Raw genomic sequence first — 25,582 nt, forward strand, 5'->3', positions numbered from 1 at the left:
TTTATGAGAGATTTTTTTATAATTGATACTACTTTAAGAGATGGAGAACAAACCGCTGGAGTTGTTTTTTCGATGCCAGAAAAAGTTTTTATTGCTAAAATGCTTGACAGAATTGGAGTTCGATATATTGAAGCCGGCATCCCTGCAATGGGGGGAGAAGAAAAAGAATCTATATATGAGATATTAAATCTCGGATTGAAGGCAAAAATTCTTACATGGAATAGAGCCGTAATAAGTGATGTAAAAGCATCTATTGACTGTGGTGCAAAATATTTGCATATTTCCTCTCCTGTTTCTGATATTCACATAAGTTCTAAACTAAAAAAAGACAGGAGATGGGTTATAGATAATTTAAAAAGGGTCCTTCATTATGCACAAAAATTTAATTGTGAAATTTCTGTTGGTGCCGAAGATGCTTCACGAGCTGACAGAGCTTTTTTATATACTTTTGCCAAAATTGCAAAAGAGGAAGGGGCATCACGATTTCGTTATTCTGACACAGTTGGAGTATTAGAACCTTTTAGAACTTATGAAGAGGTTAAAAGACTTAGAGAAACTGTTGATATAGACATTGAAATACATGTTCATAACGATTTTGGTATGGCTACTGCTAATGCTCTTGCTGCTTTTAAAGCTGGAGCAAAATTTGTTAGTACGACTATAAATGGTCTTGGAGAGCGGGCAGGCAACGCTGCTTTTGAAGAGGTTATAATGGCAATGAAATATTTATACGGACATGATTTAAAAATCAATACAGATTTATTGTATAGACTTTCACGTTATGTTGCTTTAGCGTCAAAAAGAAAAATACCGTCTGGCAAAGCGATTGTAGGAGGAGAAATTTTTAATTACGAAAAAGGTTTAGAGAATAATCTTGTTTATGATGAAATTTTTTTACCTGAAGAGATTGGTTTATCAACAAAATTGGTTATTGGTAAACATTCTGATATACATGCAATTGTCAGTAAATACCATAGTTTAGGGATAGAATTAACAGAAAGAGAAGCCGCCTTTCTTTTAAGATATATACGTACATGGGTTGTAAAAAACAAACGCAGTCTTACTGAGGAAGAGCTTTTGAATATTTATGAAGATAAAAAATATAAAAAGGGTATTGACATGTTAAATATACAATAGTACAATAAAATTAGAGGATTAATAATATAATTTAGAACAGGCATCGAGGCCTATAAATGTTTAAAACATTTATAGGCCTTAATTTATTAACAATATAGAAAAATATTTATTCTTAATTAGCAAAGGTGCTTATCTACATAGGCAAGAACCTTTGCTAATGTTTGTTCGACATGGGCGATAACTTGTCGCTGAAAGTCGGCTATGGGCTTGGCAGTGGGAACCATTAGCCAATAGCAAGGATGCTCATCTGTTTCTATCAATAAAAGTAGCCATCATAGCTACTCTTATATCCTTTATAGCTGGTATCTTTTTTTCCCGCCTGTTTTTTATAAAAAACTTTCCCGGAAAAGAAATCATTGAAGCCATCTTTTTTCTCCCAATGGTTTTACCCCCAACTGTTACGGGTTTTATTCTACTTATTCTTTTTGGTAAATATGGACCTTTAGGTTTTCTCATTAGGAAAATATTTAACAGTCAATTACTGTTTACCTGGTGGGTCGCTGTAATTGCTTCTTCTATAGTCGTATTTCCTTTAATGTACCAAAGTGCCAAAGCAGCTTTTGAAAGCGTAGATATAAAGCAGGAGCGGGCTGCTCGTATTTTAGGTGCAAACGAGTTGAGGGTTTTTTGCACTGTTACGATGTCTCTTGCTTGGCCTGGTATTCTATCGGGTATTGTTCTTTTCTTTGCAAGAGCTATTGGTGAGTTTGGAGCAACATTGATGACTGCAGGTAATATTCCAGGCAAGACTCAAACAATTCCTATGGCAATTTATTTTGCAGTGGAAAGTGGGGATTACAAAACTGCTGTCTACTTAGTTGTTGTGATTATCTTATTTTCCTTTGGATTGATTTTTTGGTTGAACTGGTTATCAAGAAAAAAAGTTTTATATTATACAAAAAAAGAAAGACAATAAAAGGTACTAAATCGTGAATTATACATTATTCAATAAAATAAGGGGTATCAGTTATGAGTTTTTATAATAATTTAAAGTCTAAGTTTAGAAAAATCGTTGATGAAAATGGACTATTAAAAGAAAATGTAGAGGTTAAAGCCTGTATACTATCTCCTAAAGATGCCATTGGCGCTACAAAACGTACAGATTATGCCCTTTTAAAGGGTAAAGAAAGACTTATGCAGGCAGAATTTAAAGGTTCTTATGGACAGGCATTTACTGATTCATTAAATGATTTTCATGGTTCTGTTGGAGAGATACTGGAACTTCCACTTAAAAACAATTATGAAAGAGCTATTTTTATTTCGTCTTTAAATGCAATTATGCGGCATCTGCGTTTGGCTGATCACACAGTACACTGCAAAAACAATGATTTAGAAAATTGTGCTCAAAAAATAGTCACTTTTATTATTGAAAAATACGGACAACCGCGTATATGCTTTGTAGGGCTGCAACCTGCGTTAGTAGAAGCCTGTGCCTCCAAATTTTCCGTTAAAGTGCTTGACCTGGATAAAGACAACATAGGTAAAGAAAAAAGCGGTGTTTTGATACTGGATGGAGAGAAAGATTATAAGGACGCAATAGAATGGTGCGATATAGCATTGGTAACAGGGAGTGTTATTGTTAATGGAACGGTTGAGAATATTCTAAAGAATCAAAAACCCTTGATCTTTTTTGGGACAACGGCTGCCGGGACTGCTAAGTTAATGGGATGGGAAAGATTTTGCCCTTGTTCTTATTGATATAGAATTCTTAATATGCAGGCAAAAGGGTGATTGATGTATGCTTAAAGCAAAATTTGTTAAAAAGCTTCCTGATTTTGTTCTTAAAGTTGACTTATTGGTTGATAAAGAAATTTTGGTTCTTGTTGGACCTTCAGGATCTGGTAAAACAACTGTTTTAGAATGTATTTCAGGTTTTCAAAAGCCGGATTGGGGAGAGATAATATTAGGGGAAAAAATTCTTTTTTCTTCATCGAAGCGAATCAACCTTCCTTCATACAAACGGGGTATTGGATATATATTTCAGGAATATGCGCTTTTTAACCATTTAACAGTAAAAGATAATATTCTTTATGGAGTAAAAAATTTATTAAAAGAAGAAAAAGAAAAGCAGCTCAATGAAATACTTAAACAATTTGATATATCTCATCTGGCTGAAAGATATCCAGTTCAGCTTTCAGGCGGAGAAAGACAGCGGGTAGCTATGGCAAGAACACTTATAACAAAGCCTCATTTGTTATTGCTGGATGAACCCCTTTCAGCTATGGACAGGAAGCTAAGGGAAAGGCTGCGTAAAGAAATAAAAGAACTTCATGGACAGTGGAATATACCTTTTGTATTGGTTACACACTGCCGATGTGAAGCAGAGCTTGGTGATAAAGTTTTTAAAGCTGAAAAAGGTGAAGACAAAGGAGAAACCATAATGCGGTTTTATCAAAGTGCTTGATGGGCAATACGGTTGAAATATATTCTTTTTATTTATATTTAGGAGGTTCAAGAATGGAAGTAAAAGAAGCAGGGAAAGAAGATATAAAGAAATATGCTTTTTATTACAAGAACTTTTTGAACTTGAAAAAGATTTTTCACCAGATTATGATAAGCAAAGGAATGAACTGGAAATAAGTCTTGATAATCTATAAAACGGGTATATATTTCTTTTGAAAGAAAATAAAAAGCTTCTTGGAATAGCTAATTTATTGATGACTGTCAATACTGTTATGGGGACAAAGGTTGTTATATTGGAAGATTTTATAATAAAAAGAGAAGAAAGAAGAAAGGGAAAAGGTAAATTTTTCATGAATACCATTTTAAATTTTGTAAGAGAGAAAGATACTCAAGAATTACTCCTGTGGTTGATAAAGACAATGTAAGAGCTCTCAAATTTTATAGTTGTCAAGGTTTTGTTAAATCAAACATAGAATGATGACATTATTTTTTTAAAAATTAATAAAAATTTAAAGATGACAAGAAAGGTAGAATTTTATGGAAAGGGTTGGTTGGGATATGAAAAATATGAATAAGATTACTCTCAAAGCCTGTCGAAGGATTTTACTATCTAGTACCCATAACATTATAAACAAAAAAATAGAAAATTCGGTTATGGGTATTTTGGTAATATTGCTCATCGTTGTAATCTTTGTATCTCTAACCCTTGGACGATATACCATTCCACTGACACAGCTTATCACCATGTTAGTGTCTAAGCTTCTGGATTTCCCTGTAACATGGTCTAAGACAGTGGAAATAGTTTTGTTCAATGTGCGTATTCCTAGAATCTTTGCAGCTATACTTGTAGGAGGTGCTTTGTCAGCTTCAGGGGCTACCTATCAGGGACTTTTTAAGAATCCTATGGTATCCCCAGATATTCTTGGAGCCTCTGCTGGAGCCGGTTTTGGTGCAGCTATAGCAATTTTGATGTCCCTTGGACCAATTGGTATCCAGATTTCCGCATTTCTTTTTGGTTTGGGGGCTGTTGCCACTGCATATACAATGGCAACAATAATCAGTCGCAATAACAGTGCAATTTTAGTATTGGTATTAACAGGTATGGTTGTATCTACGATGTTTTCTTCTTTTACTTCTATGGTTAAATATGTAGCTGACCCTGAGAGCAAGTTGCCTGCTATTACTTTTTGGCTTATGGGAGGTTTTTCTTCCATAAGTAAAAATGATATAGTAGTATTACTCATACCAATAGTTATTGGGTTAGTCCCTCTCATTCTGCTTCGATGGAGATTGAATGTTATTTCCTTTGGTGATGAGGAAGCACAAGCGATGGGTATCGATACAAAGAAAATTCGTTTGATTTTTATCATTTCATCAACATTAATGACATCAGCATCGGTTTCAGTCAGTGGTATGGTCGGGTGGATTGGTCTTGTTGTTCCACATATTGCTAGACTTATAGTGGGACCTAATTATAAAACATTGCTACCTGCTTCACTACTTATTGGCAGTACATTCCTACTTTTGGTAGATGATATAGCTCGAAATATTTGCACCGTTGAAATACCTTTGGGAGTATTGACTTCTCTCATTGGTGCCCCATTTTTTTTCTATCTATTGGCGAAAGGAAGGAGGTGCTGGGTATGAAATTAGAAATTAAAAATGTATTTTGTGGGTATGGAACAAAAATTGTGGTTAAAGACTTTTCAATACAGGTAAGTTCAGGTGAAATTCTGTGTCTATTAGGACCAAATGGTGTAGGAAAAACAACATTATTCAAAACTATTCTGGGATTTTTGAAACTACAAGGTGGAGAAATTGTATTAAACGGGGAAAATATAAAGTATTGGTCTAGAAAAAAACTGGCAAAAACCATCGGATATGTACCTCAAGCTCATACACCACCTTTTCCATTTTCTGTACTTGATGTAGTAGTTATGGGACGTACAGCTCATTTAGGGGTTTTTTCTTCGCCATCCAAAGAGGATGTAGCCATTGCGGAGGAGGCCCTGGAAACTTTGGGGGTTTCTTTTCTAAAAGACAGAATTTATACTGAAATTAGCGGAGGTGAACGGCAAATGGTGCTTATTGCCAGGGCTATAACCCAGCAGCCGGATATTCTTGTGATGGATGAGCCTACCGCTAATTTAGACTTTGGCAACCAAATACGAGTACTTGAACAAATTAAGAGACTTGCCCAAAAGGGATTGGGGGTGATTATGACTTCTCACTTCCCAGATCATGCATTTTTATGCAGTACAAAAGTAGCCCTGATGCAGCGAAACAATGTATTTACCGTGGGATACGCAGATGATGTGGTGACAGAAGAGAATTTGAGGTCAGCTTATGGAGTAAATGTGAAAATTACCTGCTTGAAGGACGTATGCGGAGAAGTTATTAAAGCCTGTGTGCCTATGCTTAGTTAATATTTTAGAAAAAAGTCGAAGTATATGCTTTAAAGAAAATATTAATAATATACCTCCATTATAATCACAAGATAATCACAAAATGATACATTATTAATATTTTAGGAGGAGTGAAATAAACATGTATAAAATAGCAAAAAGAAAAAACTTTATTTTATCAACAGTTATTATTATATGTATAATTCTAACTGAAGCGTTTACCGGATGTGGAAATCAAAAAACTTTAAAAAGCAAAGAACAAGAAAAACAAACTACAAGAACTATAGTAGATATGGCAGGTAGAAAAGTAACAGTGCCTTTCCAGATTAAAAAAGTTTATTCAGTCAGCCCTATAGGAACCGAATTTATGTATACACTATCACCAGAAAAAATTGCAGGTTTAAATAATAAGATTTCAGAAGCCGAAAGCAAGTATTGCATAGACAGTTATAAGAAACTTCCTGTATTGAGTGGAAACTTCGGTCAGAACAATAAAATGAATAGGGAAGAAATATTGAAGATAAAACCTGATGTAATACTTAATATGAATACTATAGACAGCTCTCTTATAGAAAATTCAGATAAAATACAGAATGATATGGGTATTCCTGTAGTATGTGTAACAAATGATTTGGATAAAATGGACAAGGTCTATGAATTTATAGGGAATTTGACAGGAGATACCAGTAAAGCTAAGGAACTTGGGGATTATTGTAAAAAAACTTATACAGAAATTACAGAGATAGCTAAAAAAATACCTGAAGATAAAAGAGTCAAAGTATATTATGCAGAAGGAGAGGAAGGTTTACAGACAGATCCTAAAGGATCTCAGCATGCTCAATTACTGGATCTTATAGGGGCAATAAATGTTGCCCAAGTGCCAATAAAATTTGGTTTTGGAAGAAGTGAAGTATCAATGGAACAGCTTCTTAAATGGAATCCTGAAACTATTTTGGTATGTATTGATCAGGGATTTGCAACTTCTGCAAATAATCCTTACAAAGTAATAATGTCTGATCCTAATTGGAGTAGTTTAAGAGCAGTAAAGGATAAAAAAGTATATGTAATACCTTACGAACCATTTAATTGGTTCGACAGACCGCCATCAATAATGAGAATATTAGGAGCAAAATGGTTAGGAAATTTATTGTATCCAGACTATTTTAAGTATGATATGAAGGCTGAAGTTAAAGAATTCTATGATAAATTTTTGCATATAAAAATTACCGATCAACAGTATGAAGAAATTATGGCTAATGCAAAATAGAACTTATTAATATAACGAAAGTATTGAAGTTAAGGACTATATAATTAATATCTTAACTATATATTTTAACGTATTCTTATGTATTTAATAATTTAAAGTCCTGCGTTAAAATGTCAAGTACTTAAAAACAAGAAACACTGTAACATCCATGGAGCCAATCTCATCAATAGAATATTTTTCGAGGAAAAGTTCCATCATGGCATTACCGAAAGCAGAACTTTCAACCTCGGACTTAAAGGCACTTAAGAAATAGATTCTGCAAGAAATGTTGTTTCTCATGGGTCATGTTATGTACCAAGCGGTAACGCATTCTAGTCAACCTTTGAAAGGCAAGGAGCTGTTCCTGCATTACTACAGCATGTTGGAATACGTCCAAAGCGCAAACGGTCGGCAATAACCCATGCATCGACATCATCAGTCTTGTCAAGATAAGGGTAAGACTCCTTAAACTTATTAACAAGCGTAGCGTTAATAATATAAACCTTTGTCTGACGCTTGCTTAGTGTCTCATCCTCGTTTAAAAACATAGCAGGGTGAAAGCTGTAGACAGAAGTAGACTCCATTCCAATGCGGATTTCCTGGCAAGAATGTTTATCAGCATAAAAGATAACCTGATCCTGGAAAACTTGCACCAGAAGGATTGTTTGAACAGCAAACTTCTTTAGAGTATTACCTTCACTATCCATAATGCATGTTTTTAAATCATCAGAGCTGACGTCTACACCTATAAACAACTTCATAGTAACTGACCTTCTTTCATTTTAGGATACAGGATATGGATCCTTCGGGGTGCCCCCAGAATTACTCGTTTAAGGACACCCTTGTGCATTAGAACTCACTCTGGTCCATGGGGCTGCCTGGAAGCTGCTACTTCCAGCATGGATTGTCAGAGGGAACAGCCTGCGGGGTTAGAAGTTTAAGACGAGATTTAGGGATGCAGACTTTTTTAAGTAGTCAAAATTACAGCAGGATGCAGAATTTCCCCGTAATCTAATATAATTAATTATTCTTTGAACATCACGAAAAATTCAAGTCCCTGTTTTAAATGTTAGCTCTTATGCAGCCCATTTAATGACAACTATATTAAATTATCAAGGCACATGCTTTTTTGGCAATACAATAACTTTAATTTATCAAATATATTATACGAGGGGATGATTAAGAATGGAAATAAATATAGAGGAATTTGATGAAATTGCTCGCGAGGTATTTGCTCCAGTTTATCCTGTTATTGCAAAGCAAATAAAATACAAAACAGGTATAACAACAGGTACATGTTTAGATATAGGAACTGGAGGAGGATATCTTGGAATCGAATTAGCTAAAATTACGGACTTGTCTGTAATTTTATTTGATAAATCTGAGGAAATGTTAAAAATTGCTGGTGATAATATTATAAAGAATGCTTTGGAAGCTAAAGTCAGAACTCAACTTGGAGATGTTCATAATATACCTTTTAAAGACCAGACAATTAATCTTGTAATAAGTAGAGGATCAATATTTTTTTGGCAGGACCTTCAAAAAGCCTTTAAGGAAATTCACAGGATACTTACACCAGAAGGAATGGCATATATTGGCGGTGGCTTTGGCACAGCAAAATTAAAAGAACAGATAATAGCAAATATGAAAAGAATGAATAAAGAGTGGAAGGGAGGCATGATTCAGAGTTTTGGTAATGATCCAGTAGGAATGCTTAATGATCAATTAAGGCTTGCAGGAATTAAGAATTATGAAGTTATTATGGATGAATCAGGATTATGGTTGATTATGCGAGGAGGTAACAACATTGAAATGTGAAATTTGCGAAAGAGGCTGTGAAATTCCCGAAAATGGTACAGGAGCATGCGGTTTATATGAAAATAATGGACAAGTTATTGTAGAAAGATTCCCAAATAAGTATCTTATTACTTGTCCAATATCAATAGAAACCATGCCTATGTTACATTTTTATATAGGGCAAAAATTTTTACAGATCAGTACTGTAGGATGTAATTTTCATTGTCCGGGTTGTATTTCTACAGTAATTGTAAAAGAAATGAATCATAAGAGCAAAGCCCTTAAGGAGTTATCTCCGATGGAAATAGTAAATGAAGCTATAAAAAATAATTGTATTGGTATTGCTTTTTTGATGAATGATCCGATTGCTTCTTTTTACACATTTATTAAGGTCGCAGAAGCTGCAAAAAAAAGAAAACTACTTGTAGGCTGTTCTTCTAACACATATTTTACTGAAGATGCTTTAAATAAAATTATTAAATACTTAGATTTTATTAATATAGGTGTAAAAGGGATGTCTGATGATATTTACCGTAAATGCGGTGGAAGTACAGTTAATCCTGTTATAAGGAATATGAAAATATTGCATGATAATGGAGTATTTATTGAGGTTTCCTGTGTATACAGTAACGAGAATAAGGAACAAGTAATAGAGCTTGCAAAAAAGATAAGCGAAATATCCAAAGATATACCTTTACAAATTATGCGTTTTATTCCACTGGAAGAAGCTGATTGTTCTTTAGAACCCTCTATTAAAGCTTCAGAAGAGCTTATAAAACAATTAATGCAGTATGTTAACTATGTGTATCTTTTTAATTCGCCAGGAACTGATTTCTTAAACACATATTGTCCTAAATGTGGGAAACTTATTTATAAAAGAGATTTTTACGGCCCTATGGGTGCAAAATTAATAAGTTCAGAATTAGTGGAAAAAGAAATTTGTCCAAGGTGTTCATTTAAATTAAACTTTAAAGGCTCTTTAAAAAATGTAAGATATCAGGAAGCTGATTTTCAAGGAGGATACCCCTTTACCAGAGCGCTGGAAATAATGGAATCTATATTAATAACTATTGGTGTTAGTGATAAAGATAAAATAGTGAAGGTATGGGAAGATGTGCTTTGTAGTGGGAAATTAAAAAATCTCCATATGGATATACAAAATTTAAATAGTTATATTGATACTATAAGAAATTTTGGAAAAATAGCTGGCTATAACAATGAAGCAGAAAATTTATCAAGTTATATGGAAGAAAGAATTTCTATAATTCAACGTGGATTAGCTAATGTAAAAAATAAGCCTAAAGTATATTATGCTATGGGTAAACCGCTTTTTTGCATCAAAGGTGGAAGAATGGAAAATCAATTGATAGAAGCAGCTGGAGGTATTAGTGTAAATAAAGAACTTGATTGCAGCGGAAGACCTGGAATGAGAATCTCAGTTGAACAATTAAATAAATTAAATCCAGATATCATTTTCATTTCTGCATTTATATCTAATTCAGTTGAAGATTTCTATGATGAGTGTATTAAAGATGGAATAAATGTAGAAGCAGTAAAAAACAAAAGAATATATACACATATAGCACCGGGATTGGATTTTGGAAGTCCAAGATGGATATTGGGACTTATGTATATGGCCAATATTCTGCATCCTGATATATTTAATTTTAATGTAATAAAAGAAGTTGAACAATTCTATCAAAAATTTTATAATATAGATTTTACTTTAGCAAATTTAAACCGTTCTTTTGCCAAGCCAAGCAATAAATGGAAGCTGAATTCATAAAGCTAAATACGTAAAGAATGATTTGAAAATATTAAAATTTTGCTAAAACTCAACCATCACATGTTTCAGTATGAGATGGTTGAGTAATTAATATTCCAAAAAATTTAAGACAAAGCTTATTTGATATGATAAATTATTTTAATGTATTAGATCTCATATAAGTTATATAAGTTTCAAAATCTATAGTTCAAAATAGTTAGTTATGACTTTATTTATTCTGTGATATGCGGTATATTAGGTGTTTTTAGTGTTTGGTATTTTTGTAACTAAATTATTGTTTAATTGGTGGACAATATGGATATTTGGATTAAATATTCAAAATAATTTTTAATCAACATTATTTATTGTATTTGAATTTAGGAATGACTATAATTGTTATTATTATAACGTGCTTTTATGATTTTTTAATTGAGAAGAAAAGTTTCTTTATGGGAAATAATTACTATATGTATATCTAGAATATTTATAATTATAAGAGCAGTGATAGAAACAAATGTTATTATATAATAAAAAAAATAATAAAAAATCGGATTCTTTATCTTGTAAAAACATTATTATTCTTTTATTTTCAAACATAATAGCTGTAATACTTATTGTGTTTAGTAATTTAAAATTATTTAATTGAAATATTAATTCTTTGGTTAGAATAGGATTGCTTCTTATTAGTGCTAAATATATATTTAGAAATGTTATTTTATGTTCCAGTTTTAATATTCCTACAGTGTATTCGTGCAAAATCTATGTCATTAAAATATATTAGTTAAAGTCTCTTGTGGTATTACTTTTAAGTAACTTATACCTGGGCAAAGTTTTTACTGATTCCAATATTATTGTTTTATTTTTATTGGAGGTTTCAAAGAAAAATATATATGATTTACTAATTGACACAATGTTGGCTTTTGGTATAGTTTTAGTATTATCAATAATTCATTTTTAATGCTTATATAGGTAAACTGTAAAATAAAAATGGTTCTTTTTCAGCTATGAGGAGTAAAAATTTTTCGAGTAAAAAAGCCCCATATATAATTATTTTAATAAAATTGTAATATAAGCTAAAATTATTTTATTGTAAAGGGACTATTAATAATGACGATAAAAGGAAGACGAGAATTAACAAAAGAAAGTAAGGCTTTTAGAGAATTACTAAAAGTAATGAAACATTTTTTTTAGGATTTCATTGAAAAGCTCAAAGATCCAGAAGATCCAAGACATCAAAGCTATAAAATTTATGAGACTGACGAATTGCTCTTTATAGTATTATGTATTTGTCAAGTAAAAAAATAAACCAAATTTCAATTGAATTTTCCCCAGCTTTGGGTATAAAAAATTATGCAATACTTTGATTCTTTATCCACTCTTCTGTTTCTTTTAACCTTTATGAATTACAATTAATATTCACAATATAAGTTTTTTGTGTAAATCTATCTACCATTGCTGCTGTCATGACTTGATCTTGGAATATTTCATCCCACATTTCAAATGATATGTTTTTCATTATTATTGTTGATTTTCTCCCTGCTCTTAATGATAAGTTTGTAAATAAAAACTCAGACCCTTCTTTATCAAAAGAGATATAGCCAAGTTCGTCTTATAGAAAGTTAATTATTATGCGAAGTTGAATGTTAAACCTGAATTATTCTTAATTTTTACTTAAAAGCACTACATACCGCATAGTTACTGCTTCTTTTACTGTTATTGCATTTCACTTAAAAAGTGAAATTTAAACTATAGAAAATAGGGTTTCACTTTGCTAAAATATAGTTACTATACTAATACAAAACAAAGGAGAATCCTATATGTCTAGTTTAATTGATACTCACTTAGAATGCAGTAGCAGAATAAAAATAAATTTTAATGGTGGCAACTTATCTTCCGATACAGGTTTATTCTTACTTAAAAATTTGCACACAAAGTTGGTTTTGAAAAGGTAATAAAAGATAATTTCAAAACAAATGATTCTGCCAGTTTTCGTATCCATAAGGATGCTGAAAACTTACAGCATATAATATATCAGACCATTGCTGGATATTTTCAAGATGATGCTGATGAACTTACTGTTGATCCTGTATTTAATGCTATTCTTGATAAGAATGCACTTGCATCACAACCAACAATGTCAAGATTTTTTAACCGTATGGATAAAGATACGCTTCAACAGTTTGAACAAATACACAAAATCATGAGGAAGCCTATTCCAAAAAAATTGCTGATATGGTACTTCTTGATATTGATTCAACACTTTTTAGCACATATGGAAATCAGGAAGGTGAAGGCTTTAGTTACCATTATTCTAGTCATGGTTATCTTCCGTTATTTTGCTATGATAGACTTACCGGAGACCTTTTAAAAACCGAGCTTCGAGATGGTAATGTCTATACATCAAAAGGTTCTACTGTTTGTGAAGCCGCTGCTTTTAGAATATATGGAACAGTATTATGACACGGATGTGTATCTACGTGGTGCAGTGGTTTTGCTGTTCCAGAACTTTTTGATCTGCTTGAACATAATGGGCGCTCATATGCCATAAGGCTGAAAACTAATGAAACTCTTTATTATGAGGCTGCTTATTTGACAGATGAATTCGATAAATGGCTGTTTGAATACGCTGTACGCTATGGAGAATTTCATTCATTATCAGGTAGCAAGCTGGAAGTATCCGCGTAGGGTTGTTGCTAAGGCAGAAAAACCAACAGGACAAATGGCATATCTGTATACATTTATTGTAACAAATATGGTATTGGAGCCGGAAAAACTAATTCAGTTTTACTGTAAACGTGGATGCATGGAAAACTTCATTAAAGAATGCAAAAATGGATTTGACTTTGATTCCATGAGCAGCCATAGCAAGATAGTAAATGCAAACCGCTTGCAGATATCAATGCTAGCATATAATCTATTCAATTGGATTAGACGTCTAGTGCTTCCAGCAAAAATGCGTAAGCTTCAGATAGATATTATAAGGCTAAAGCTGATAAAAACGCATCAAAGATAGTACGAGGTACCCGATATATAACATTCAAACTTTGTAGCAGTTACCTCTATAAAAAGGAATTTTATGAAACTATGGTAAATATCCATAAACTAAGACCGAAGCTTGAATAGCAACTATTAACGTACTTTGACAAGTTAAAATTTTAGAGTAAATAATACAACAAGATAAGTCTACCTTTTTTAGGAGAAAAAATTATCATTAATCAAAAATCTAAGCCGTCAAGGGATATATTTAGATGAAATTATATTTTTACATTACTCTAAATAAATCAGGCTAAATTATATAATGTTAAAAAATTATTTATCAAGATAAATTTCTTCATGTAAGACACGAGATAATTTAGATATATATTCTACTTATATAGCTGTTATCAACAATAGCAAGAGGCCAAACTTGATATATTTGGCAGTGTATTGTTGGAGTTATTTGGACTTGCCAGCTATAAAGCAATTGGGGGGAAAAATACTGAGATATTTGTAAGAATAAATAACCCGATGAAATTAAGACGTTTTGTAATTCAAAATTATTTTAACTTGATTTTGACTGAGATTGAAATGAGGAGAAAAAGGCCTCAGGAAGTGCTTATAGGATTTATGAGCAGCAATTTATCTGATGAAGAAAGATGTAACGTAATTGAAAATGATTATCTGGGTAGATATGATGAAGTAACTAGACTCTTAAAATAAAAAGAATGAAGCATAGAGATGGTTTATTTGCTTTCTTTTTTGGAACCTAATGTGAGATTATGTCGTACCAAGGTAAGAACTTGAAAAAGTAAATGAACTGTCACCAGATGTATGAATTTTGTCGTCGACCTCCAATAGTGCAAAAAGTGTTGGTGAGCGACGACATTTTTTATAATTTTATTTTTTAAAAAATTATCGACTTTACTATATTTTATGGTATAATCAAGTTAAACGGATTGACAAGCAACAGAAGTTTGTATAAAGTTAAATGCTTTTGTAAAGCCTTTTAAATGAGTTTTTAGCCTACCTATCAGGAATTGAAACTCATATTTTTCTATAATTTTTATTAATTCAGGCTTAGTTTTTAGCCTACCTATCAGGAATTGAAACAAGTTCCATATTTTCCTTTCCCTTGTCCAGTCAAGCGTTTTTAGCCTACCTATCAGGAATTGAAACCCCCCTGCAAAACGAGATTCAGACCTTGTCTCTGTCGTTTTTAGCCTACCTATCAGGAATTGAAACAAAGGAATAGCGTCGCCTTTTTTATAGGCGACGCCTCCTGTTTTTAGCCTACCTATCAGGAATTGAAACAGAGATCAATGCCAGAAGGCGAGAATACCGTTTTTCTGTTTTTAGCCTACCTATCAGGAATTGAAACAGACATATTTCATATCAAGACAAAATAAAGGCAATAAAGTTTTTAGCCTACCTATCAGGAATTGAAACGCAAATGTTCCATCTTCAAAATATTCCCAATCATTACGTTTTTAGCCTACCTATCAGGAATTGAAACGAGGAACGTATTTCATGCCTAATGCTTTACAGACATCCGTTTTTAGCCTACCTATCAGGAATTGAAACATTCTTCTAATGTAATGGAAGGGGACGGATTCTTTAAGTTTTTAGCCTACCTATCAGGAATTGAAACTTATAATCCGCCGCTATCTCTGCATCTGTCAAAGCTCGTTTTTAGCCTACCTATCAGGAATTGAAACAGAAATAACTCTTTATATTTCTCCCCCTCTTCATCTTGTTTTTAGCCTACCTATCAGGAATTGAAACATAGTTTACATAGTAGCATGTATCTTTTTATTATTTTAGTTTTTAGCCTACCTATCAGGAATTGAAACTTGCCCCAGGGATAATCAAAATCTCTAAGCCAATCAGGTTTTTAGCCTACCTATCAGGAATTGAAACTGGGAAAGATAAGCCGGTTTTTTGCACACAAAATGGGTTTTTAGCCTACCTATCAGGAATTGAAACTTTCTTTGTTGTCATTGCTGTTTGATAGTGATTTTACGTTTTTAGCCTACCTATCAGGAATTGAAACGATACAAGTGGAGAAAACACACAACAAACAGAAACACGTTTTTAGCCTACCTATCAGGAATTGAAACCTGTGTTCGCTAGCACTTCTGTGACGTAGTGCTTTGTGTTTTTAGCCTACCTATCAGGAATTGAAACATTTTCCAGTTGTGTTTTCTACTGCATGTCCGTTTATGGTTTTTAGCCTACCTATCAGGAATTGAAACCCCCATATATCGCCATTGTCTTTGATTACAACCCATGTTTTTAGCCTACCTATCAGGAATTGAAACAAAAGATAATAAGTATTTTGTTTTTGAAATTTAATGGTTTTTAGCCTACCTATCAGGAATTGAAACATATAACGTTGAATTCTTTTTGCTTCCGCCTTGTCGTAGTTTTTAGCCTACCTATCAGGAATTGAAACGGATTTTTAAAAGTCATTATTTCTGCTAAATTTAAAACTGTTTTTAGCCTACCTATCAGGAATTGAAACTTCTTTTGGGCTAATACATATAATTGCCTTGCTTCTTGTTTTTAGCCTACCTATCAGGAATTGAAACATCAAGTCGGACAGTATATCCGAGACGTTGACGTCGTTTTTAGCCTACCTATCAGGAATTGAAACTCTATGCCTAATTTCTTGGCTGTTTCATCATCAAAAGTTTTTAGCCTACCTATCAGGAATTGAAACAATCTTTAAAACCAAGTATATCTTTTACTTTCATGGTTTTTAGCCTACCTATCAGGAATTGAAACACTATTTTGACTGGAATTAAATTAGATAACGCTTTTTCTGTTTTTAGCCTACCTATCAGGAATTGAAACTATTGAGTTGCCATTTAAATCACCTCAATAAATCATAGTTTTTAGCCTACCTATCAGGAATTGAAACTGGCTTGAATTTTCTTGTCCTCCAGTTTCCAATATGTTTTTAGCCTACCTATCAGGAATTGAAACTAACTAATAATAATTGCTGGTGTTTGTGGGATAAAGGTTTTTAGCCTACCTATCAGGAATTGAAACTTTTTTTACTGACATGTACTTCCGCATCGCAGGCAATGGTTTTTAGCCTACCTATCAGGAATTGAAACTAATGCTTTCATAGAAGGTAAGTTAGACGAAGAATTTTGTTTTTAGCCTACCTATCAGGAATTGAAACTTATAACAGGAATTGTTTTAAATGTTATTGATGGTAGTTTTTAGCCTACCTATCAGGAATTGAAACCACAAGAAAATTGAAGCGATGGAGGTGAAATAAAAGGTTTTTAGCCTACCTATCAGGAATTGAAACGACATACACAAAAAAGATCTTGAGATGTATGAGAAATGTTTTTAGCCTACCTATCAGGAATTGAAACAGCGAAAGAGCATATTCATCTAAGAAATCTAAATCAGTTTTTAGCCTACCTATCAGGAATTGAAACGTTGTTATATCTGTGAGTAGGTATGGATTTGCACCAGTTTTTAGCCTACCTATCAGGAATTGAAACTGATAAGCCTTTTCTTGTGCCTCCTTTGATAATTCATCGTTTTTAGCCTACCTATCAGGAATTGAAACATTTTAGTGTGGAAGCCATCTAAAAAAGAAAGATTGGTTTTTAGCCTACCTATCAGGAATTGAAACTTATTATACGAGCCATAACTCATAGGTATCAAAAATTAGTTTTTAGCCTACCTATCAGGAATTGAAACGATTAGGATATTGAGAAATGTCATATCCTGTCTTTTGTTTTTAGCCTACCTATCAGGAATTGAAACCAAATGTGGCATATCGGATTTCCTTCTTCATTGTATTTGTTTTTAGCCTACCTATCAGGAATTGAAACAAAAATATGAATTAGTAGAAAGTTATTAATTAACCTTGTTTTTAGCCTACCTATCAGGAATTGAAACGAATTAGAGCAAATAATGGTTGCTCAAACTATATAAGGTTTTTAGCCTAACTATCAGGAATTGAAACACTAAAAAATTTAAAGATGATTTATCTTTCATATACACGGTTTTTAGCCTACCTATCAGGAATTGAAACTGCTTTAAAACTCTCGCTTTCATGTCATCACCTCGTGTTTTTAGCCTACCTATCAGGAATTGAAACAGACGAGACCGAAAAAGACCTTAACATTTTGAAATTTAGTTTTTAGCCTACCTATCAGGAATTGAAAGAATTCAAATACAAGTGGATACAAAATCAAAGACCAACAAGTTTTTAGCCTACCTATGAGGAATTGAAAGCTTAGTGTTTTTAACGCTTTTATTGTTTCTATTGTCTCGTTTTTAGCCTACCTATCAGGAATTGAAACTAGATAATAATGTAGCTGTATTAATTTTATATAAAGAGTTTTTAGCCTACCTATCAGGAATTGAAACTGACTAAGGTGTGCCCTGTTTGTAACAAACAGTTTGGGTTTTTAGCCTACCTATTCTGAAAATAACGATCCTCAAAAAGGCAACAAAAAACTAAGCCCATACCTAATGTAAAAATAGCCTATTTTCATCCTCTGCTGGTGCCGCATTTGCGGCATGGAGAGTCTATGAGGAATTGAAACTATGAGGAATTGAAACTTTTTTCTATGGTATTTTCCTTCTTTATACCATTCTGTTTTCAGCCTACTTTTGAGTTTAATCTATATCTGCAAGGACCTAACTGGTATAAAAGATTGGAGGAATTTTTATGAAAGAACTTTTGATTAAAATCAAACCTCTAACACCTTTGTGGACAGGCAATGAAGAAGGGAAAAATACAGATATGAGAGAGACGGGAATAATTGGGAGTTTAAGATGGTGGTATGAGGCATTGATACGAGGCTTAGGAGAAAGCGCATGTGACCCTACTAATACTAAATGTAATGGTGAAAAACACTGCGGTGCTTGTGAACTTTTTGGATGTACTGGCTGGGCAAGAAAATTTAGACTTGAGGTAGAGTTTAATCAAACCATACCAGAGGTTGGGATTGGTGTAAGAAAGGATTGTAGAAAAATAAGAAAGGTTTCAGGGTTTATGTCTGATGGAACAATTCTTCTTAAATTTACTCCTTTGAAGAAAATAAGTAGTAATGAATGGGCTATGCTAAATTCAACTTTAAAGATTATTGCAAATTATGGTGCGTTAGGTGCACATGTTTCTCAAGGAAATGGGGTAATAAAAATTGAAGAGAATAACTTGCCTAAAGGAAAGCTTAATAAAAACGAATGCAAAAGCGAAAAGGAAGGTATTGATTCTCCTAATTTGAAAGACTTTTTCTTTTTTAAAATCAGTATTACATTTACTAATGATATAATGAACCTTATTAAAAATAACGTTTTTTGGACATATGATACAAGTTGCGGATTGAATACTCGTTATAATAGAGATTGGTCTCAATTATGGAATAATTACGGTTTTATACCTATTGCATATCATATTAGGGATGCTTTAAGAAGACTTGAACAATATAAAAATATAAGACATGAAATATTTGGAGAAATGGGTAAGGGTTCTAAGATTTTTGTATCTCACGGATATAAAATAAATGACAAAACCGTTCAGGTAAGAATTTTTGGATATATTAGGAATAATGAAGATGATAAAAATGGTGAAATTGATGAGTTATTAAAGAAGATAATGAGTAAAAAAGATTCTGGAAGTTTAAATTTTTTAAAAGATTATTTATTTAATATTGAACCACAAAATCAACAGAAAAAAGATGGTATTGATAAAATTGAGATAGTTGAAGCAAAACAGGGTAATGAGATTTTGGAAGATTTATTGGAGGTGTTAATTAATGGTGTATGATTATTATCTTTCGAAAAATATTAATAAAAGAATAGAGGATTTAAAATTGGAAATTGGTAAAGAGAAAGACAGTATGAAAAACAAATTAATCAGAGAAAATAAAAATGAAGTTAACAATTTCTATCCTGTTCAAAATGACTTAGCAAATTTACCTAATTACTCAGCTTTAATAAAGATTCCATTTATACTTAAAAAACCGTATACAAGTAAGGATGATGGAGAATTTCATATCTTGGATAAAAAAATTTTTGAAAATCCGATTGTAAGAGATAAATTTACGGGACTTCCTATTGTAAGACCTTCAACATGGAAAGGACATTTGAGATTTGCTGCCGAGAGAGTAGATTGGGATGAGAAAAAAAAGAAGAAAATTATTAGAAGGTTGTTTGGTTCAGAGAAAGATGAAGAAAAAAATAAAGAAATTATGCAAAAAGGCAGATTGAATTTTTTTACGACCTTCTTTAAGGTTGATCCTGAAAAAGATGTAATTACTCCATTGAAGCGGGATACAAGAACTCCTGCACGAGGACCCATACCTTTAGAAGTTATGAAACCTGAAAATAAAGGAGATTTTTATATCCTTTATATGCCTTACCCTAAGGGAAAGGATTTTGATAAAGAACAAGTTAATAATGACTTAAAGTTTCTTGCGGATGCTTTACAACTGATGTTTTATGTTTATGGTTTTTCCGCAAAAAAGAGCTCAGGATTCGGTGTAATACAGGAAGAAGCTAATGAAAGTGAAATTAATGTAAAATTAGATTTGGTTAAAAAATGTAATTTTAATACTTTAAATGACTTAAAAAGTAAAATAGATGAGTTGTTTGAAGAAAAGGGTGAAAAAGAATGAGCGAATTAAAGAAATTAGAAAAAAACAGGGAGAATATTTTAATTGGTGAGATTGGAACCTTGCTTCATGATATTGGTAAGCTTCATCCTGATTTTATAGGTACACAGTCCCTTGAAAATACCCCACAAAAATTTTATCATCCTAATATTGATGGGTTTTTAAACTCAGAATTAAATGAAAAGATTAAATCTAAGTATTTTGAATTTAGTATAGGAAGTGATAATTCAAGTGTATACAAACTGATTACAGAACATCATGATCGTGATCCTAAAGATAAATTCGTAAAATATTTAAAAGAATGTGATAATCTTGATTCTGCTGATGACAAAGGCATAGTTCGGAGGAAACAATCCCGTGAAAATACGTTTATTGTTTCTCCTTTCGGATATCCTAAAGAAAAAATAAATTTAGATTTCTTAGGGAAAAGATTTGAAGATTTGCAGCAAAATCTTCTAGGATTATTTAAATACTATATATCCGGAATCATGGATATAGGTTGTTTTAGAAAGGCTCTTATTAACAATTTAATGAAAGTATTTTCTCATAGTCTTGGTGAGACAAGGATTCCCGCTAATGATGTAACCTTATGGGATCATTCTTATTCTACAGCATCTTTATTTAAATCTGTTTTAGCAGCATTGGTACTAAGTGAAACTAAGTTGAAATGGAGAGTATTTGGCATTTCATGGAACGGCATTGGTTTTATAAATGGTGGGAGAAAGATAGCAGATATTTTAAAGAGGAGAGAGATTATTGATAATATTAAGGGAAAACTCAAGGAATTATGTGAATTTACATATCCCATTGGAAATGCAGTTTATGAAGATTTGAATGGTATGTACTTTACTTTTCCTCAATTAAGTGGAAATAAATTAATTGAAGTAGCCGGTGAATTGTCAGAAAAGGCATTAAATATTATAAACCAAGGAAGCGATAATGAAATTTGGCCTGTATTTACGTTAAGCAAAGATTATAGAGGATTGACAATTATTGCAAATGAACTGAATTTTGCTTCTGAAGTAAGAAAAAAACCAAAATCTACACCAGTTCTATATGTTGAAGGGGAAGTAAAAAAATGTTTTAAAAATCCTGAGTTTATTCATGAGGTGCGCGTTGGACAGGATATTTGCCCCTTCTGCAAAATAAGATCAAAAGATAAGGAAAAAGAAAGATGCGATATATGTGACGAAAGAAGAAGGGGAAGATTAGATGAGTGGCTTTTAAACAGAAAAAATACAATATGGGTAGATGAAGTCGCTGATACGAATAACCGTATTGCCTTGCTGTCTTTGAATTTCAATCTTGATAAATGGCTTAATGGTTCTATGATAGGGAGTTTGTATTCCCAGAGCTTTGAGGATTGGATGAAGGTAAGAAAAGAAAATAAAGAAAATAAAAATACTACAGAAATATTAGATGATAACTTGCTTAATGATATTAAGTTTTTATCTCCACTTCAGCCTAATAAAAAATCAGTTTATGATTTAATAGAATATGTGATTTCTAATAAAGATGATAATAATAAAAAAGGAGATATCGCTAAAATATTGGATACTTTTTTTCAGGATGTAAACATTGGTAAGGGCAAGATTAACTCTCACATTGATAATATAAAAGAACGGTTAAAACCTTTTGAATTAACAAAAGAAAGCCTCGCTGCCTTTTTATTCACACAAAATGCTACACCAGCTCGCTTGTATAGGATATGGAAAGAGACCGAAGAATTTTTTAGGATTGCTTTAAAAGAAATTAAAAGCAAATTATATTTTAATAAGTGGAAAAGAATTAAATTTGATGTTGATATAAGTCAATTGAATACACAGAAAAAACTTAAATTAAATACTCCTTACATTATTAAAATTGAAGATTTAAAGCCTGAAAACATTCTTGTATTACATGTTTCAAATGGAGAATTTTATACTATAGAATCTCTTGAAAAATTTAAATTTAATAAAAAACAGGGCAAATTAGCAGTGAAGGATGCGTTAAGACAAGGTTTTTATTATTTGGCAGATGAAAAAAAAGCTCAAGATAACTTGTTAAAACTAAATCAAGGTGAAACTATAAAACCTAAAAGTGAAAATATAAAAGAAGAGGAGTATATCCCATTTATAGAAATAAACAGGTCGCCTCTTTCTTTGCGCATTATAGTTCCTGCAGCGGATTCAATAAAAATAATTGAAATAATAACAAAGCTATTTAATGATAGGTTTGAAAAAGTTCTTGGTAAGCTGCCGTTAAACATTAAATTGCTTGTGGCAGATAGAAAGTTTCCCATGTATGTTCTCCTTGAAGCTGAAGGTAGAATGCTTGAAGGAAAAGAATTTAATGAAGCAGTATATATGAATCCATGGTGGGATGTTACAGGATTAAGAAATGATAAATACTATGGCTTTTATCCAACGAAGCAAATAGAAGATGATGAAAGGTATACGCTTGATGACTTGTCAATGCTTTCAAAAGGGAAAACATATGCTTTATATCCAGGATATTTTGATTTTGATTTTCTCGGTGGGACCTCTGATAGATATAAAATATCTTACAAAAAGAATAAAGAAGGACAGACAGTGAAAAGAAAAGATGAAGAATATATGCTATATTCTTCAAGACCATATTATCTTTATCAAATTTCTATAATGATTGAGTTGTGGAAAACACTAAAAAATAACATTTCAAATTCTCAAATAAACTTTATCGAAGAGATGCTTATAAATAAATTAAGGGAGTGGAGAGAGGTAAATGATTCAAGTAAAAACAGCATATTTCTAGAATTTGTGAAGGCAGCTTTGATAGATGCTTTTGGGGAGAAATGGGATAAATTAAGAGAAGAGACAAAATATTTTCTGATTTATTCTGCCTGTAATGGGATGATGCTTGACACAATAGCTTTATTTAAACATGTTATAAAAATAAAGGAGGATAATGGAAATGAGTAATGTAGAAATTAAAAAGTATTATGCAAAAACCCTTGACCCTGTTCATATCGGAGAAGGAGGATACAAGCTTGGAAGGGTTGACAACACAATAGTCAGGGACCCTGCTACAGACCTACCTAAAATTCCGGGTACTTCAATGTCTGGTGTTACAAGAGAATTTTATACAATTTATTTAATAGAAAATGACAATGACTGCAAAAACAAAAGTGATGATAAAGATAAAAGAGATTGTGCTGAAAAAAAAGCAAAAGATTATTTTGGAGATGATAAAAAACAAGGGATGGTCAGATTTTATGATGGTGAAATAATATTTTTCCCCGTTTCATCAATACAGGGTACTATATGGATTACGACTAAAGATCTTCTTAAGTATTGGTTTGGAGAAATATCAAGTGAAAATGGTGAAAATATAAAAATTCCCGATGTAGTTGAAGATAAGGCTTATGCAATAAAAGGAATAGATTCTAATAAACCTTTAAACCTGGGGTGGATTTTATTAGAAATAGGAAACATTTCAAATGGTAGTGTTATAGTTTTGCCAAAAGATATAAATGAATGGGTTAAACGAATTGTTATAGTTTCGGATAAGCTTTTTTCACATATAGTAAATGATAATCTTGAAGTCAGGACATCTGTAAGGATTAATCCTGAAACAGGTACAGCCGATGATGGAGCACTTTTCACCTATGAAGCAATACCAAGAGGCACAATTTTAGGCTTTGAAGTAGGAATTGATAAACATAAAAATGGATGTAAAAACATAATGACGGATGTATTGCCATATTTTAAACTTCTTGGCATAGGAGGTATGGGGACAAGAGGATTTGGCAGAATTGAGCTGGTTTAAGTTAATAAATTAGATTTAAAAAAGAAGGAGGAAAATACAGATGTTAAATCTTGATTATATTTGTATAGAAATTGGTCAGAGCATGCCTAAAGGGAAAGATCCACAAAACGATATAAGAAAAGCCATTGGAGTTTTGCGGGAAGATGGCGTCTATGCAATGTTCTTGTGGCTTGAGGACAAGGATAAGGAAATTAAACAAAAACTTATTAAATTGTTAAATAAAGATGAAATAAAGCAGTATCTTTTAAATAATAGTGAGTCATTTAATAAAGATAATTTTAATAAATTTTGCGAGCAATTAAAAAATATTGCTGCGGATTTGGATAAACTTCTTTTTGCAAAGAAGATTCTTGAACGCACGTTAACGTATGCTCTTTATCATGCAAAAATAGGTGAGAAAAATGGCTAATTGGATAAAGCTTGAAGTTGTATTTAGATTAAAAAGTCCTTTGCATATAGGATATATGCCTTTTAAAGGATCTGTAATTTCTCCTACAAGGTATTATGTGCCGGGGAAAAACTTTTGGGGTGCTGTCACAAAGAGGATAACAGAATATTTATGTAAAAATCCTTCAGAGGATAACTACAGAAAGATTGGTTCTATTGTTATGGAAAATTTTAAGTTTTTATACTTCTATGTATTTGATGGAGAACATGTTTATATGCCTCATTATACTAATGAAGGATTGAAATTTGGGAATGAAAATCAGCATGACTTTGAGCAAAAATTCATAAGCAGCAGGTTATCGACTGCAGTAGATGCTTCTTCGGGAACTGCGAGCGATGGAAGTTTACATGAAATTGAGTTTATAAACAATAAATTTAAGGATAAAAGTGGGAGACTAAAAGATACAAAAATTAAAGGGTATATATGGATAAGAGAAAATGCTGAGATAGAAAATTATAAAGTAGAAATAAAAAACGAAGAAAATAGTTTGGGAATATTTATAAACAATTTCAATGTAATAGAAGAATTAATACTTGGCGGCGAGTCAAAATATGGTTTTGGACATGTTTTGCTTGAATCAATTAAAGAAAGTGAAAATATAGAAAATACAATAACTATTAAGATGGAAAAAGACAAACCTTTAACAGCTCCGCTAAAATACTGCGAAGATATTAAATTTAAAGGAGATATAGAATTAATAACGGGAAGAGGATATTTTGATCCCAAGGACAATAATTCTGACGGTTCAAACGAACCAGGTGATAGGATCTCAAAATTGGAATATTATTTTTCACCCGGTACCGTTTTGTTGTTAGATAATAGTATTGATTGTGAAGTGGCTTGGGATGGTACTCTATTAATATGTCAAAATGACAAAAATAATTAAGAATTATTATAAACGGGGTGTTTATAATCCTGATAGTGCATTTTCAAAAAAAGAAGGATTTTCACGATTTATGTGGAAGTAAA

Annotated in this window: 19 protein-coding genes, 2 pseudogenes and 1 CRISPR repeat array; of the genes and pseudogenes, 19 read left to right on the forward strand and 2 right to left on the reverse strand. The window is 32.1% G+C overall.

Annotated features, from left to right (window positions below; genetic code table 11):
• Positions 1–3 precede the first annotated feature (3 nt).
• From CPG45_RS13075 to CPG45_RS13110, 9 genes are all read left to right on the forward strand, one after another.
• Positions 4–1,137 carry a homocitrate synthase family protein gene (locus tag CPG45_RS13075; RefSeq protein WP_096232331.1) on the forward strand — a complete coding sequence of 378 codons (1,134 nt, stop codon included), beginning with the start codon at positions 4–6 and terminating at the stop codon, positions 1,135–1,137.
• A gap of 304 nt (positions 1,138–1,441) precedes the next feature.
• Complete coding sequence (modB, locus tag CPG45_RS13080) at positions 1,442–2,053, forward strand: molybdate ABC transporter permease subunit (RefSeq protein WP_231969129.1); 612 nt, start codon at positions 1,442–1,444, stop codon at positions 2,051–2,053.
• A 53-nt stretch (positions 2,054–2,106) separates the two neighbouring features.
• The gene (locus tag CPG45_RS13085; RefSeq protein ID WP_096232333.1) at positions 2,107–2,835 is read left to right on the forward strand and encodes a Rossmann-like domain-containing protein; all 729 of its coding nucleotides are present in this window, start codon (positions 2,107–2,109) and stop codon (positions 2,833–2,835) included.
• Between the two features lie 40 nt (positions 2,836–2,875).
• Positions 2,876–3,541 carry an ATP-binding cassette domain-containing protein gene (locus CPG45_RS13090; RefSeq protein WP_096232334.1) on the forward strand — a complete coding sequence of 222 codons (666 nt, stop codon included), beginning with the start codon at positions 2,876–2,878 and terminating at the stop codon, positions 3,539–3,541.
• 53 nt (positions 3,542–3,594) lie between these two features.
• Positions 3,595–3,717: a hypothetical protein gene (locus CPG45_RS17965; RefSeq protein ID WP_255405064.1), complete on the forward strand. Its 123-nt coding sequence runs from the start codon at positions 3,595–3,597 to the stop codon at positions 3,715–3,717.
• A 35-nt stretch (positions 3,718–3,752) separates the two neighbouring features.
• Positions 3,753–3,965: a GNAT family N-acetyltransferase gene (locus tag CPG45_RS13095; protein ID WP_157732410.1), complete on the forward strand. Its 213-nt coding sequence runs from the start codon at positions 3,753–3,755 to the stop codon at positions 3,963–3,965.
• Positions 3,966–4,077: 112 nt separating this feature from the next.
• On the forward strand, positions 4,078–5,187 hold the full coding sequence (locus tag CPG45_RS13100; protein ID WP_231968771.1) for a FecCD family ABC transporter permease: 1,110 nt from the start codon (positions 4,078–4,080) through the stop codon (positions 5,185–5,187).
• Positions 5,184–5,966, forward strand: a complete 783-nt coding sequence (locus CPG45_RS13105) for an ABC transporter ATP-binding protein (protein WP_096232336.1) — start codon at positions 5,184–5,186, stop codon at positions 5,964–5,966. Before CPG45_RS13100 ends, CPG45_RS13105 begins: the two co-directional genes overlap by 4 nt.
• Before the next feature lie 121 nt (positions 5,967–6,087).
• Positions 6,088–7,212 (forward strand): ABC transporter substrate-binding protein, encoded by a 1,125-nt coding sequence (locus CPG45_RS13110; RefSeq protein WP_096232337.1) that lies wholly within the window; start codon positions 6,088–6,090, stop codon positions 7,210–7,212.
• 311 nt (positions 7,213–7,523) lie between these two features.
• Here CPG45_RS13110 and CPG45_RS13115 read toward each other — a convergent pair whose 3' ends face one another.
• Entirely contained in the window at positions 7,524–7,952 is a 429-nt protein-coding gene (locus CPG45_RS13115) for an IS110 family transposase (RefSeq protein ID WP_096232338.1), read from the reverse strand.
• A 424-nt stretch (positions 7,953–8,376) separates the two neighbouring features.
• On the opposite strand from CPG45_RS13115, the gene CPG45_RS13120 reads away from it, so the two are divergent.
• Together CPG45_RS13120 and CPG45_RS13125 are read left to right on the forward strand one after the other, a co-directional pair.
• Positions 8,377–9,009, forward strand: coding sequence for a class I SAM-dependent methyltransferase (locus tag CPG45_RS13120; RefSeq protein WP_096232339.1), 633 nt, complete (start codon positions 8,377–8,379; stop codon positions 9,007–9,009).
• A complete protein-coding gene (locus tag CPG45_RS13125; RefSeq protein WP_096232340.1) occupies positions 8,999–10,774 on the forward strand; it encodes a radical SAM protein in 1,776 nt (591 codons plus the stop codon). The genes CPG45_RS13120 and CPG45_RS13125 overlap by 11 nt, the downstream gene beginning before the upstream one ends.
• 1,375 nt (positions 10,775–12,149) lie before the next feature.
• Here the strand turns inward: CPG45_RS13125 and CPG45_RS18295 are convergent.
• Positions 12,150–12,350: pseudogene (locus CPG45_RS18295) on the reverse strand (ATP-binding protein); the annotation flags it as partial.
• 220 nt (positions 12,351–12,570) lie between these two features.
• Between CPG45_RS18295 and CPG45_RS13135 the strand changes: the two are divergent.
• The 8 genes and pseudogenes from CPG45_RS13135 to CPG45_RS13170 all read left to right on the forward strand — a co-directional run bounded on the left by CPG45_RS13135 (position 12,571) and on the right by CPG45_RS13170 (position 25,499).
• Positions 12,571–13,876: pseudogene (locus CPG45_RS13135) on the forward strand (IS1380 family transposase).
• 306 nt (positions 13,877–14,182) lie between these two features.
• Entirely contained in the window at positions 14,183–14,452 is a 270-nt protein-coding gene (locus CPG45_RS17685; protein WP_231968773.1) for a hypothetical protein, read from the forward strand.
• 294 nt (positions 14,453–14,746) lie between these two features.
• A CRISPR array of direct repeats spans positions 14,747–18,127; the repeat unit is 30 nt; unit sequence GTTTTTAGCCTACCTATCAGGAATTGAAAC.
• Positions 18,128–18,431: 304 nt separating this feature from the next.
• On the forward strand, positions 18,432–19,532 hold the full coding sequence (gene cmr1, locus CPG45_RS13145) for a type III-B CRISPR module RAMP protein Cmr1 (protein ID WP_096232342.1): 1,101 nt from the start codon (positions 18,432–18,434) through the stop codon (positions 19,530–19,532).
• Positions 19,522–20,382 (forward strand): RAMP superfamily CRISPR-associated protein, encoded by an 861-nt coding sequence (locus CPG45_RS13150; RefSeq protein ID WP_096232343.1) that lies wholly within the window; start codon positions 19,522–19,524, stop codon positions 20,380–20,382. Before cmr1 ends, CPG45_RS13150 begins: the two co-directional genes overlap by 11 nt.
• A complete protein-coding gene (locus CPG45_RS13155) occupies positions 20,379–23,318 on the forward strand; it encodes a CRISPR-associated protein Csx11 (RefSeq protein ID WP_096232344.1) in 2,940 nt (979 codons plus the stop codon). Before CPG45_RS13150 ends, CPG45_RS13155 begins: the two co-directional genes overlap by 4 nt.
• A complete protein-coding gene (gene cmr4, locus CPG45_RS13160) occupies positions 23,311–24,165 on the forward strand; it encodes a type III-B CRISPR module RAMP protein Cmr4 (RefSeq protein WP_096232345.1) in 855 nt (284 codons plus the stop codon). Before CPG45_RS13155 ends, cmr4 begins: the two co-directional genes overlap by 8 nt.
• Positions 24,166–24,205: 40 nt before the next feature.
• Positions 24,206–24,574 carry a hypothetical protein gene (locus tag CPG45_RS13165; RefSeq protein WP_197702818.1) on the forward strand — a complete coding sequence of 123 codons (369 nt, stop codon included), beginning with the start codon at positions 24,206–24,208 and terminating at the stop codon, positions 24,572–24,574.
• Positions 24,567–25,499 carry a hypothetical protein gene (locus tag CPG45_RS13170; RefSeq protein WP_096232346.1) on the forward strand — a complete coding sequence of 311 codons (933 nt, stop codon included), beginning with the start codon at positions 24,567–24,569 and terminating at the stop codon, positions 25,497–25,499. The genes CPG45_RS13165 and CPG45_RS13170 overlap by 8 nt, the downstream gene beginning before the upstream one ends.
• Positions 25,500–25,582: the final 83 nt, after the last annotated feature.

This window comes from Thermoanaerobacterium sp. RBIITD (assembly GCF_900205865.1).
Lineage (GTDB): Bacteria > Bacillota > Thermoanaerobacteria > Thermoanaerobacterales > Thermoanaerobacteraceae > Thermoanaerobacterium.